At 71.5% G+C, this 13211-nt stretch carries 9 protein-coding genes; 7 read left to right on the forward strand and 2 right to left on the reverse strand.

Translation table 11 applies throughout. The features are described 5' to 3' along the window. Window positions 1–265: 265 nt before the first annotated feature. From ACZ9QC_RS30905 to ACZ9QC_RS30930, 6 genes are all read left to right on the forward strand, one after another. A complete protein-coding gene (locus ACZ9QC_RS30905; RefSeq protein ID WP_060884980.1) occupies window positions 266–1066 on the forward strand; it encodes a PspA/IM30 family protein in 801 nt (266 codons plus the stop codon). Between the two features lie 28 nt (window positions 1067–1094). Then, window positions 1095–1373 (forward strand): PspA-associated protein PspAA, encoded by a 279-nt coding sequence (pspAA, locus tag ACZ9QC_RS30910; RefSeq protein ID WP_045555382.1) that lies wholly within the window; start codon window positions 1095–1097, stop codon window positions 1371–1373. A gap of 227 nt (window positions 1374–1600) precedes the next feature. Then, window positions 1601–2842 carry a sensor histidine kinase gene (locus ACZ9QC_RS30915; protein ID WP_472916113.1) on the forward strand — a complete coding sequence of 414 codons (1242 nt, stop codon included), beginning with the start codon at window positions 1601–1603 and terminating at the stop codon, window positions 2840–2842. 57 nt (window positions 2843–2899) lie between these two features. Next, window positions 2900–3589 (forward strand): response regulator, encoded by a 690-nt coding sequence (locus tag ACZ9QC_RS30920; RefSeq protein WP_472916114.1) that lies wholly within the window; start codon window positions 2900–2902, stop codon window positions 3587–3589. Window positions 3590–3791: 202 nt separating this feature from the next. Beyond that, window positions 3792–6938, forward strand: a complete 3147-nt coding sequence (locus ACZ9QC_RS30925) for an efflux RND transporter permease subunit (RefSeq protein WP_472916115.1) — start codon at window positions 3792–3794, stop codon at window positions 6936–6938. Between the two features lie 134 nt (window positions 6939–7072). Continuing rightward, window positions 7073–9325 carry a protein kinase domain-containing protein gene (locus ACZ9QC_RS30930; RefSeq protein ID WP_472916116.1) on the forward strand — a complete coding sequence of 751 codons (2253 nt, stop codon included), beginning with the start codon at window positions 7073–7075 and terminating at the stop codon, window positions 9323–9325. Between the two features lie 61 nt (window positions 9326–9386). On the opposite strand, the gene nadA is transcribed toward ACZ9QC_RS30930, so the two are convergent. Next, on the reverse strand, window positions 9387–10571 hold the full coding sequence (gene nadA / locus ACZ9QC_RS30935) for a quinolinate synthase NadA (protein WP_472916117.1): 1185 nt from the start codon (window positions 10569–10571) through the stop codon (window positions 9387–9389). Window positions 10572–10884: 313 nt separating this feature from the next. On the opposite strand from nadA, the gene ACZ9QC_RS30940 reads away from it, so the two are divergent. Then, a complete protein-coding gene (locus ACZ9QC_RS30940; RefSeq protein WP_059080740.1) occupies window positions 10885–11241 on the forward strand; it encodes a HesB/IscA family protein in 357 nt (118 codons plus the stop codon). 113 nt (window positions 11242–11354) lie between these two features. Here the strand turns inward: ACZ9QC_RS30940 and ACZ9QC_RS30945 are convergent, their stop codons facing one another. Continuing rightward, window positions 11355–13145: a hypothetical protein gene (locus ACZ9QC_RS30945; RefSeq protein ID WP_472916118.1), complete on the reverse strand. Its 1791-nt coding sequence runs from the start codon at window positions 13143–13145 to the stop codon at window positions 11355–11357. Window positions 13146–13211 lie beyond the last annotated feature (66 nt).

The raw sequence follows: 13211 nt of genomic DNA on the forward strand, positions 1-13211 counted from the left end.
TGGAGACAGAGCTGGGGCGACAGTTCGGAAAAAGGGGGAGCGCGGTGACGGTTCGTCCGTGGCGGAGTTGAGGTGTTCCGGGGTCGGCCCGTACGGGACCCCGGGAGCCACCTACTCCCTACGCCGGAGCGGTGCCGCACACAGTCGTCCTTGGGGATGACCGCATCCGTCCCCGAACAGTGCGGTAATGGATGCAGGGCCCGTACTGTGGGTTCTGTCGCAGACCTGTGAGCTGGAGTCCGTCAGAAGGGGGCGCGCGAAGCCCATGAGCGGTGTCATGAAGCGTATGGGGATGATCTTCCGCGCGAAGGCGAACAAGGCCCTTGACCGGGCCGAGGACCCGCGCGAGACCCTTGATTACTCGTATCAGAAGCAGCTGGAGCTGCTCCAGAAGGTGCGCCGGGGCGTGGCCGACGTCGCCACCTCCCGCAAGCGCCTGGAGCTCCAGCTCAACCAGCTCCAGTCCCAGTCCTCGAAGCTGGAGGACCAGGGCCGCAAGGCGCTCGCGCTCGGTCGCGAGGACCTGGCCCGCGAGGCGCTCTCGCGCCGTGCCGCGCTCCAGCAGCAGGTGACGGACCTGGAGACGCAGCACTCCACGCTCCAGGGCGAGGAGGAGAAGCTCACCCTCGCCGCGCAGCGCCTGCAGGCCAAGGTCGACGCCTTCCGCACCAAGAAGGAGACGATCAAGGCCACGTACACCGCCGCCCAGGCCCAGACCAGGATCGGCGAGGCGTTCTCCGGCATCTCCGAGGAGATGGGCGACGTCGGTCTCGCGATCCAGCGGGCCGAGGACAAGACGGCCCAGCTCCAGGCCCGGGCAGGCGCCATCGACGAACTGCTGGCCTCCGGCGCCCTCGACGACCCGTCCGGGATGCACAAGGACGACATCCAGGCCGAGCTGGACCGCCTCTCCGGTGGTACGGACGTCGAGCTGGAGCTCCAGCGCATGAAGGCGGAGCTGGCGGGCGGCCCGTCCGCGCAGCAGCAGGCCATCGAGGGCGGCACCGGCCAGTCGGCGCCGCAGCAGCAGTCCCAGCGCCAGGACACCCCGCGCTTCGACAAGTAAGGGGACTCCCGTCCCCGAGGAGGGCGACATGATCGTACGGATCATGGGGGAGGGGCAGGTGAGGCTGGACGACGTCCACTTCGCCGAACTGAACAAGCTGGACGACGTCCTGCTGGCGGAGATGGAGGTCGGCGACGGCCCGGGCTTCCGCCACACCCTCCACGCCCTCCTGGACAAGGTCCGCGAACTGGGCACCCCGCTGCCCGACGACTCCCTGGAACCTTCGGAACTGATCCTCCCGTCGCCGGACGCGACACTGGAGGAGGTCAAGCAGATGCTGAGCGACGACGGCCTGATCCCGGGGTGAGGGGCATGAGAAGCAGGGGCACAGCCCCGCTTTTCAGGGGCGCGGGGAACTGCGCGACCGGCCCCCACCGGACCCGCACCCGACAACGCACGCTTTAGGGGTCGAAGGGGCAGCGCCCCTGGGGACGGGACGGGTAGGGGCGGCGGGGGCGAAAATCCCTGCCCACCCCCACAGGTACCGCCACCACCAGTTCCTCCCCCCACAACCACCCCGTACCGTAATCAACCGTGAGCACCCTCCAGCGAGCCAGGACCTGGCTGACGGCGCACCCCCTCGCGCTGGACGCCGCCCTCGCCGCGGGCGTCCTCGTCGCGATGGTCGCCGGCTCCTTCGTGGACCCCAACGCCGACCACGGCGACAAATGGGGCGCCCGCACCCCCGACGCCCTCAGCATCGCGTTCATGGTGCCGGCCGCCGCCGTGCTCGTCGCCCGCCGCCGCGCCCCCATGGCCGTCCTGGCCGCGACCTGCGCGCTCACCCTCGCCGAACTGGTGACCAGCGATCCGCGCGCCCCCGTGGCGATGTCCGCCGTCGTCGCCCTCTACACGGTCGCCTCCACCACCGACCGCCCCACCACCTGGCGCGTCGGCCTGCTCACGATGACCGTGCTGACGGGCACGGCCATGCTCGCCGGCCCGCTGCCCTGGTACGCCCAGGAGAACATCGGCATCTTCGCGTGGACCGGCATGGCCGCCACCGCCGGGGACGCGGTCCGCAGCCGCCGTGCCTTCGTGCACGCCATCAGGGAACGCGCCGAACGGGCGGAGCGCACCCGTGAGGAGGAGGCCCGCCGCCGGGTCGCCGAGGAACGGCTACGGATCGCCCGCGATCTGCACGACGTCGTCGCCCACCACATCGCCCTGGTCAACGTGCAGGCCGGAGTCGCCGCGCACGTCATGGACAAGCGGCCCGACCAGGCCAAGGAGGCCCTCGCCCACGTCCGCGAGGCCAGCCGCTCCGCGCTGGGCGAACTCCGCGCCACGGTCGGACTGCTGCGCCAGTCCGGCGACCCCGAGGCACCCACCGAACCCGCCCCGGGCCTGGTCCGGCTCGACGAACTCGTCGGCACCTTCCACAGCGCCGGCCTCGCGGTGGAGGTGGTCCGCGCCGACGAGGGGGCGAGCCTGCCGGCCGCCGTCGACCTCGCCGCGTACCGCGTCATCCAGGAGGCGCTCACCAATGTGCACAAGCACGCCGGTGAGGCTGCGAAGGCCGAGGTCAGCGTCGTACGCGTCGGCCCGGACGTGGAGATCACCGTCCTCGACAACGGCACCGGACGGACCGCGGCGGACGGCGTGAACCCCGAGCACCCCGAGGGCGGCGGGCACGGCCTGCTCGGTATGCGCGAACGCGTCGCCGCGCTCGGCGGCACCCTCACCACCGGCCCCCGCTACGGCGGCGGCTTCCGGGTCCATGCGATCCTGCCGCTCAAGACCCGAACGACCACCGCGGAAGACGTACGACCGTGATCCGCACGGTCGAGGCGGCGGCCGTACGACCGTGACCAGCGCCCCGGGGGACCCCGTATGACGATCCGTGTCCTGCTCGCCGACGACCAGGCCCTGCTGCGCAGCGCCTTCCGGGTGCTCGTCGACTCGGAGCCGGACATGGAGGTCGTCGGGGAGGCCTCGGACGGGGCGGAGGCGGTGCGGCTCGCGAAGGAGGTGCGGGCGGACGTCGTGCTGATGGACATCCGGATGCCCGGCACGGACGGGCTGGCCGCCACCCGCATGATCAGCGCCGACCCGGCGCTCGCCCAGGTCCGCGTCGTCATCCTCACCACCTTCGAGGTCGACGACTACGTCGTGCAGTCGCTGCGCGCCGGCGCCTCCGGCTTCCTCGGCAAGGGTTCCGAGCCCGACGAGCTGCTGAACGCGATCCGGGTGGCCGCCGGCGGAGAGGCACTGCTCTCGCCCACCGCCACCAAGGGTCTGATCGCCCGCTTCCTCGCCCAGCCCGACGACTCGGCCGACGGCGAGGGCGGGGGCGCCGCCCGCTCGGAACGGCTCGCCACCCTGACCGGTCGCGAGCGGGAGGTGCTCGTCCAGGTCGCCGCCGGGCTCTCCAACGACGAGATCGCCGAGCGGCTGGAGGTGAGCCCGCTGACCGTGAAGACACACGTCAACCGGGCCATGGCGAAGCTGGGCGCCCGAGACCGCGCGCAGCTGGTGGTCTTCGCGTACGAGTCGGGCCTGGTACGACCGAGGGTGGACTGACGACCGCCGGGGACTACTCCACTCGGAGTATGCGCGGCATAAGGAAATGGCCCTGAGGAGCGAGGGAACGGGGGCTTCTGTGGCCCAGGGTATGAGGTGAGCGCTCACCATCGCTTCACACGAGCGACACATGAGGGACAACAGCCGCATGTGGCAGGGGCGTTCTTCACCCGCTCACGCCACAGAAGAGAGACCCTGACCCATGTCCTGGCTGTCCCGGTTCAGCCTCGCACAACGGGCCCTCGTCGGTCTGATGTCGATCATCGCGCTCGTCTTCGGGGCGATCGCGATACCCCAACTCAAACAGCAGCTGCTGCCCACCATCGAACTGCCCATGGTGTCCGTGCTAGCCCCCTACCAGGGCGCCTCCCCGGACGTCGTCGAGAAGCAGGTCGTCGAGCCCATCGAGGACAGCCTCGAAGCCGTCGACGGCATCACGGGCGTGACCTCCACCGCCAGCGAGGGCAACGCCCTGATCATGGCGTCCTTCGACTACGGCCCCGGCACGGAGCAGCTCGTCGCCGACGTCCAGCAGGCCGTCAACCGGGTCCGGGCGCAGCTGCCGGACGCCGTGGACCCTCAGGTGATCGCGGGCTCCACGGACGACATGCCGACCGTCGTCCTCGCCGTCTCCGCGGACCAGGACCAGCAGGCCCTCGCCGACGAGCTGGACCGTACCGTCGTGCCCACGCTGGAGGGCATCGACGGTGTCGGCCAGGTCACCGTCGACGGCGTACGGGACCTCCAGGTCACCGTCACCCCCGACGACGCGAAGCTGGCGAAGGCGGGCCTGACCACGATGGCCCTCTCCCAGGCCCTCCAGGCGGGCGGCGTCACCGTCCCCGCGGGCTCCTTCGACGAGGACGGCGCCAACCGCACCGTCCAGGTCGGCGGCGGCTACACCTCGCTGGAACAGATCGAGAACCTCATGGTGCGCGGCGAGGGCGCCAAGAAGCCCGTACGTCTCGCCGACGTCGCCGCGGTCGAGGAGGAGCAGGCCAAGGCCGACTCCATCACCCGGACGAACGGTGAGCCGAGCCTCGCGGTCATGGTCACCATGGACCGCAACGGCAGCGCGGTCGCGATCTCCGAGGCCGTCGAGGAGAAGCTGCCGGACATGCGCCGCGACCTGGGCTCCGGCGCCACCGTCACCGTGGTCAGCGACCAGGGCCCGGCGGTCTCCAAGTCCATCGACGGGCTGACCACCGAGGGCGCCCTCGGTCTGCTCTTCGCGGTCCTGGTCATCCTGGTCTTCCTGGCGTCGGTCCGCTCGACCCTCGTCACCGCGGTCTCCATCCCGCTGTCGGTGGTCCTGGCGCTGATCGTGCTGTGGACCCGTGACCTCTCCCTCAACATGCTCACCCTCGGCGCGCTGACCATCGCCATCGGCCGCGTCGTCGACGACTCGATCGTGGTGCTGGAGAACATCAAGCGGCACCTCGGCTACGGCGAGGAGCGCGAGGAGGCCATCCTCAAGGCGGTCCGTGAGGTCGCCGGCGCGGTCACCTCCTCCACCCTGACGACGGTCGCCGTCTTCCTCCCCATCGGCCTCACCGGCGGCATGGTCGGCGAGCTGTTCGGCAGCTTCTCGCTGACCGTGACGGCGGCCCTGCTGGCCTCCCTCCTGGTCTCGCTGACCGTGGTGCCGGTGCTGTCGTACTGGTTCCTGCGCGCGCCGAAGGGCACACCCGAGGACGCCGACGAGGCACGCCGCAAGGCCGAGGAGACGGAGGCGAAGAGCCGCCTCCAGCGCTTCTACGTCCCGGTCCTGCGCTTCGCCACCCGCCGCCGGCTGACCAGCCTGGCCATCGCGGCCGTCGTACTGATCGGCACGTTCGGCATGGCGCCGCTGCTCAAGACGAACTTCTTCGACCCCGGCGACCAGGAAGTCCTCAGCCTCAAGCAGGAGTTGAAGCCCGGCACCAGCCTCGCGGCGACCGACGAGCAGACGAAGAAGGTCGAGAAGCTGCTCGCGGACACCGAGGGCGTCAAGGACTACCAGGTCACCGTCGGCTCCTCCGGCTTCATGGCCGCGTTCGGCGGGGGCACCGACACCAACCAGGCCTCGTACAGCGTCATGCTGGACGACTCGGCCGACGCCGCCGGCGTCCAGGACACCATCGAGAAGGGCCTCGCCGGGCTCTCCGGCATCGGTACGACGACCGTCGCGGTCGGCGACGCCTTCGGCAGCCAGGACCTCAGCGTGGTCGTCAAGGCCGCCGACGCCGAGGTCCTGCGCAAGGCCGCCGAGCAGGTCCGTGACGCCGTCTCCACCATGGACAACGTCACCGACGTCACCAGCGACCTGGCGCAGAGCGTGCCGCGCATCTCGGTGCGGGCCACCGACAAGGCCGCCGCCGCGGGCTTCGACGACCAGACCCTCGGCGCCGCCGTCACCCAGGCCGTCCGGGGCACGACGAGCGGCCGGGCCATCCTCGACGACACCGAGCGGGACGTCGTCATCAGGTCGGCGAAGCCCGCCGAGACGCTGAAGGAGCTGCGGGACCTGCCGCTGGGCGCCGTGAAGCTGGGCGACATCGCCGAGGTCGAGCTGGTGGACGGCCCGGTCTCGATGACCCGGATCGACGGCCAGCGGGCCGCGACGATCACGGCGAAGCCCAAGGGCGACAACACCGGCGCGGTCAGCACCGACCTCACCGCCAAGCTGAACGCCCTCGAACTGCCCGACGGCGCCACCGCCTCCATCGGCGGTGTCTCCGAGGACCAGGACGAGGCGTTCGCCTCCCTCGGCCTCGCGATGCTCGCGGCCATCGCGATCGTCTTCATGCTGCTGGTGGCGACCTTCCGGTCCCTGGTCCAGCCGCTGATCCTGCTGGTCTCGATCCCGTTCGCGGCCACCGGCGCGATCGGCCTGCTGATCGTCACCGGCACGCCTTTGGGTGTCCCCGCGATGATCGGCATGCTGATGCTGATCGGCATCGTGGTGACCAACGCGATCGTGCTGATCGACCTGATCAACCAGTACCGCCGCCAGGGCTACGGCACGGTCGAGGCGGTCATCGAGGGCGGCCGCCACCGTCTGCGGCCGATCCTGATGACGGCACTGGCGACGATCTTCGCGCTGCTGCCCATGGCCCTCGGCATCACCGGTGAGGGCGGCTTCATCGCCCAGCCGCTGGCCGTGGTCGTCATCGGCGGTCTGATCACGTCGACGCTGCTGACGCTCCTGCTGGTCCCGACCCTCTACACGATGATCGAGATCCGCAAGGAGCGCCGGGCGAAGAAGAAGGCCCTGAAGCGGTCCGGCACCCCGTCCGAGCCGGCGAAGCCGGAGCCGGACTCGGACTCGGACTCGGAGGCGGGCAAGCCGGAACCCGCCGGGGTCTGAAACCCCCGAAGGTCCCGGGCGGCCGGGTCGCGGAACCTCACGGTTCCGCGACCCGGCCGTCGCGCGTCGCCCTTACGTATCCTGTGCCTCGAACGGCCACTCGGGCCGCGCTTGTCGGGGGGAGGGACCTGGGCGTGCCGCTGCGCAGCGACGACCCCGGATCGGTCGGCGGGTACAAGGTGGTCGACCGGCTCGGCACCGGCGGAATGGGTGTCGTCTACCGGGCGAGATCCCGCTCCGGGCGCGAGGTCGCCGTGAAGGTGGTGCACGCCCAGTACGCGCAGGACGCCGTGTTCCGCAGCCGGTTCCGCCAGGAGATCGAGGCCGTCCGCAAGGTCAGCGGCGCCTTCACCGCGGCGGTCGTGGACGCCGACCCGGAGGCGGAGCGCCCCTGGATGGCCACCCAGTACGTGCCCGGCCGCTCGCTCGCCCAGCGGATCCGCGACCACGGCCCGCTCGACGGCACCGAGCTGCGCGTCCTGGCCCTGGGGCTGGTGGAGGCGCTGCGGGAGATCCACCGGGCCGGTGTGGTGCACCGGGACCTGAAGCCGGCCAATGTGCTGATGGCGGACGACGGCCCCCGGGTGATCGACTTCGGTATCTCACGCGCGGCGGAGAACCTCGCCCTGACCGAGACCGGCCAGATGATCGGCACCCCGCCGTTCATGTCCCCGGAACAGCTCACCGACGCCCGCACCGCGGGCCCCGCCTCGGACGTGTTCTCGCTGGGGACCCTGCTCGTCTACGCCGCCACCGGCCGGGGCCCCTTCGACGCGGACAGCCCCTACCTGACGGCCTACCGGGTGATCCACGACGAACCCGTGCTGGACGGGGTGGGCCCGCCCCTGCGTACGGCACTGGAGCGCTGCCTGGCCAAGGAGGCCGCCGACCGCCCCGGACTCGACGAACTGGCGCGGGAGTTCGAGAGCGCCCTGCCGGAGCCGGAGCCGGGGTCCCTGCCGGTGGTGCCCCGGCGCGAGGAGGTCGCGGCCGCCGCCACGGAGTTCCACCTGGAGATCGGAACGGGCCCGGAGCCGGAGTCACCCCCCGCCCGCCGACGCCGTCTGCGTCCCCTGCTCGCCGCGACCGGTACCGTCGGCGCGCTGGTCCTCGGGCTGACCGCCTATCTGCTGGGGCCGGGCGGCGTGGACACGACCGACACGGCGGCCCCCGCGCCGACCCCGACCTCCCGCTGGACGCCACCGCCCAGCGGCTGGAAGCCCTGGCAGACGACGACGTTCGCGAAGGCCGCGGCGGGCGCACGCCGACCGCTGCCCTCGGGCGACGGGGGTGCCGGCGGCGCTCCCTCCTGCCAGGTGCACGGCGGCGACGTCTACTGCGGCGGCGCGGGAGCCCTCCCGGTCCGCGTCGACGGCCGTACGGGCAGGACGGTCTGGCGCGCGGACATCGCGCCGACGACCACCGAGCGGGACCGGTACTACGCCTCGGTCCTCGGTGTCAGGGACGGCACGGTCCTCGTGCAGCAGACCGTGTTCAGCGGCGAACCCGTGGTGGACCCGGTCGATGTCGTCGCCCTCGACGCGGACACCGGCGAGCAGCTGTGGACCCGGCGGGTGGACATCACCGAGATCGACACGGCCCTGACCGGAGACCTGGTCCTCACCCCCGAACCCGACGGTGTGACGGTCACGGCGCGTTCCCCGCGCACCGGGGCCGAGCGCTGGTCCCTGCCGATGCCCGCCGGCCACCACTGCACGTTCACCACGGCCGGAGCGGGCACGTACGCGCACTGCCGGCCGGTGGCCCGGGACGCCAAGGCGGCGAACTCGGAATCCCGGGTCCTGGTCGTGGACCGCGCCGACGGCTCGACCAGGACCATGGAGGTGCCGCTGGACAGCGTCCTCCTCGGCGTCAGGCAGGGAGATCTGGTCCTGGTCGTGGACTCCACCGACTACACCGACGCGACCCGCGGCGGCGACCCGACGTACGAGACGGTCATGCTCCTGGACCTGGGGACCGGGACCAGGGTGATGACGAAGCAGGGCGAGGACGGGCGGGGCCGGGCGGCCCTGGTGGGCGGCGTGCTGGTGTTCGTCCGGTCCGGCGGCCAGGTGACCGGCGTGTCACCGCACACGGGCGAGGTGCTGTGGCGGACCAGGACCAGCCTGGAACGGCCGGGCGCGCCCGGGTACGACGCGTCCTCGAACACCCTCTACCTGGCCAGCGACACCGGCAGGGTCGCGGCGCTCGACAGGCTCAAGGGCACCCTGCTCTGGGAGACGCTGCCCCGCGCCACGCCCATCTCGTCCGTCCAGGGCGAGCCCTGGGCACTGCCCCACGCGGGAACGCTGGCCGTGGCCGTCCCGGACGGCACCCTCTTCTCCCTCGACCCCGCTCACCCCGACCGGGAGCCCGTGTCGGGGTGAGCGCGGGGCCGAGGCCCACGAGGAGGTGCCGAAGGCGCGGTACGCAGGCGCCGGAGGAGGGTTACGGCAGCGCCAGCATCCGCTCCAGCGCCAGCTTCGCGAACGCCTCCGTCTCCTTGTCGACCTCGATGCGGTTGACGAGGGTGCCCTCGGCCAGGGACTCCAGGGTCCACACCAGGTGGGGGAGGTCGATGCGGTTCATCGTCGAGCAGAAGCAGACCGTGCGGTCGAGGAACACGATCTCCTTGCCCTCGGGCGCGAAACGGTTCGCCAGCCGCCGTACCAGGTTCAGCTCGGTGCCGATCGCCCACTTGGAACCGGCGGGCGCGGCCTCCAGCGCCTTGATGATGTACTCGGTCGACCCGACGTAGTCCGCCGCCGCCACGACCTCGTGCTTGCACTCGGGGTGGACCAGCACGTTCACGCCCGGGATCCGCTCCCGTACGTCGTTCACGGACTGCAGGCTGAAGCGGCCGTGCACCGAGCAGTGCCCCCGCCACAGGATCATCTTCGCGTCGCGCAGCTGCTGGACCGTGAGGCCGCCGTTCGGCTTGTGCGGGTTGTAGAGGACACAGTCGTCGAGCGACATGCCCATGTCCCGCACGGCGGTGTTGCGCCCCAGGTGCTGGTCCGGCAGGAAGAGGACCTTCTCACCCTGCTCGAAGGCCCAGTCCAGGGCCCGCTTCGCGTTCGACGAGGTGCAGATCGTGCCGCCGTGCTTGCCGGTGAAGGCCTTGATGTCGGCGGAGGAGTTCATGTACGAGACGGGCACGACCTGCTCGGCTATACCGGCCTCGGTCAGCACGTCCCAGCACTCGGCGACCTGCTCGGCGGTGGCCATGTCGGCCATCGAGCACCCGGCGGCCAGGTCCGGCAGCACGACCTTCTGGTCGTCGCCGGTGAGGATGTCCGCCGACTCGGCCATGAAGTGCACACCGCAGAACACGATGTACTCGGCCTCGGGGCGGGCCGCCGCGTCGCGGGCCAGCTTGAAGGAGTCGCCCGTGACGTCCGCGAACTGGATGACCTCGTCGCGCTGGTAGTGGTGGCCGAGCACGAAGACCTTGTCCCCGAGCTTCTCCTTGGCCGCGCGGGCGCGCTCCACCAGGTCTGGGTCGGACGGGGAGGGGAGGTCGCCCGGGCACTCGACACCGCGCTCGCTCTTCGGGTCGGCCTCACGGCCGAGCAGCAGCAGGGCGAGGGGCGTCGGCTGTACGTCGAGCTCCTGGGTCTGGGCGGTGGTCACGACACGCACCCTTTCTGTTCTGCGGCTCGCCGCCCGGGGGAGGGTCGGCGGGACATTCGGGCTATCCTTTTCGTCGAATTGACGCTATCTATCATAACCGCTTCACGTCACTTTGACGATGTCCATAGCGTCGATGTGACATGAATCCCGGCGTGGCGCTGTCCGCAGCCATCAGCGGCTCGTGCCCGTTCCGGCGGCCATGTGCGAGCATGAAGAGAGACGCGAACGAATCCGCGCGCCCCGGAATGAATCCGGGACCCCGGCGGTTGCAATCGTCGGCAAGCAGTCTCCGTACAACCCGGGAGAGATGTAGATGTCCGTATCGGACGAGACCGGCACCGTCACCGACGGCATCATCGTGACCGACGCCGCCGCGGCCAAGGTCAAGGCCCTGCTCGACCAGGAAGGCCGGGACGACCTGGCGCTGCGCGTCGCCGTTCAGCCCGGCGGCTGCTCCGGCCTGCGCTACCAGCTCTTCTTCGACGAGCGCTCGCTCGACGGCGACGTGGAGAAGGACTTCGACGGTGTGAAGGTCGTCACCGACCGCATGAGCGCCCCGTACCTGGGCGGCGCCACCATCGACTTCGTCGACACCATCGAGAAGCAGGGCTTCACCATCGACAACCCGAACGCGACGGGTTCCTGCGCCTGCGGCGACTCCTTCAGCTGAGCCCCGCCACGCGGTAGGCCCCACGCGCCAGTCGGTACGACGAAGGCGGCGACCCCCTCCGAGGGGGTCGCCGCCTTCGTCGTACGGCGGCTGACGGGGCTACCGGGGCTGCCCTAACGGGGCTGCGACTCCGCGATCCCGCCCTCGGGGATCGCCCTGCCGTCCGACCCGACCACCTTCCGGTCGCCCAGCGGCTTCTCCAGCGGCACCGTCCGCTCCACCACCTTGGCGATCATGATGCAGACCTTGCCCTCCCACGGGGTGTCGGTCACGGTGACCCGCACCTCGCCCGACTCCTCGCCCACCGAGGCCGAGTAGTCGCTGCAGACGCCGCCCCAGAAGGACACGGTCAGCTCGTTCCCGTCGACCGTGTAGCCCTGCACCTTCACGTCGTGCGAGTCCGAGCCGGTCGGCGGAATGTCACCCGGCTCGCCGGGCCGCTCGGTCGGCTCCGAGCGCGGCTCGGGGGAGGCCAGATACTTCGGATCGACCGCCGGATGCGTCACGGTGTAGCTGTCCCCGGCACCCGCCGGCCGCACCTCGAACATCCACGACGGCACCAGCGCCGGGTGACCGTCCACCGGATGCGACGCGAGCCCGAACACCGCGTTCTCGACGGTGACCGGCTCCGGCTTCGGCAGCTCGGTCATCCGCTCGCACGGCGTCTCGTCCGCGACGACCGTCCCCTTCTCCCCGGCCGTCCCGTTCTCGCCCTCCAGCGGTACGGGGCCGGTGCAGCCGCCGATGCCGCCGCGCTCGGTGCCGACGCTCTGGCCCGAGCCGTTCAACAGCTCCAGCGCCCGTTCCGCGTCCACCACCGGGTACGTGTCGCTCTTCACCGGCGACTTCAGGTTGCCGCTGCCGCCGACCACCTGACCGTCGGCGCCGACCTGGACACCGGTCGACCAGCCGTACGTGGGCAGTCCACCCACCTCGGGATCGGCGTTCACCACCCGTACGGCGCCCATCAGCTGACCGGCGTCGAGCTTGGCGTCGTCCTGGCCGACGGCCTTGAGCACGGGTGCCGCCGCCTTCCTGGCGACCGCCTCGCTCACCGGGTCCCCGCCCTCGGCGGTGCCCGAGGTGCAGACGTCGACCTTCTGGCAGTTGTCGGTGCCCGGCGTGTACCGGTTGAAGGTCCAGGTCCCCGGCGCCTGCTTGTTCACCCGCAGCACCGGTCCCGAGCCGTCGCCGGCCGCCCCCACCTGCCAGGCCTCGCCCTCGGCGGTCGGCTTGCCCTCCACCCCGAGGGCCTTCGCCAGCCGCGCGACCTCCGCGGCCGTCACCTCGCCCCTCACCACGTGGACGGCGGCGGAGCGGGGACCGTCGGGCAGGTCGCCGTCCGCGCGATAGGTCACCCCGTTGGGGTCGGGTTCACCGGGCGCGATGCCGTTCGAACCGTCGCCGGTGTAACCGTCGAGCGCGAGGGGCGGGGGAGTGCCGTCACCGCCGGGCGAGCCGGAGCGCCCGCCGGCGCCGCCGGACCCATCGGAGGAGGATGAGGCGAGGAGCGCCCCACCACCACCGACCACCAACACGGCGGCCGCGACGGAGGCCACGACCAGCCGCGAACGCGCGGGCCGAGAGCGGGTGCGGGGGTCACTGTGTCCGGCAGCGGGATTCGGCGCCGAAGCCGGATCGGAAACGGAAGCGGAAGCCGGACTGGCGTCCGAAGCGGAGGCCGACACCGATTCGGCAGGTTCCTCGGCCTCCTCGGCCCGCCCGGTCCCCTCAGTCTCCTCGGTCCCCTCGGCCTGCTCGGTCCCCTCGGCCTGCTCGGTCCCCTCGGCCCTCTCCGTCTTCGCGGTCTTCCCGGGCGTGCCCGCAGCCCCGAGTTGCTCCGGGGCGTCGGGCTCGGGGCCCTCGTCCGGGTTCTCGGGGTTGTCGGGTCGCTCGGGGTTCACCGCATCGCTCCTTCGGCAGGTCGTACACCGCCTCCCCTATACGGGGGACAGCGATGGGACGCGGCG

The organism is Streptomyces sp. HUAS MS02, assembly GCF_055702265.1.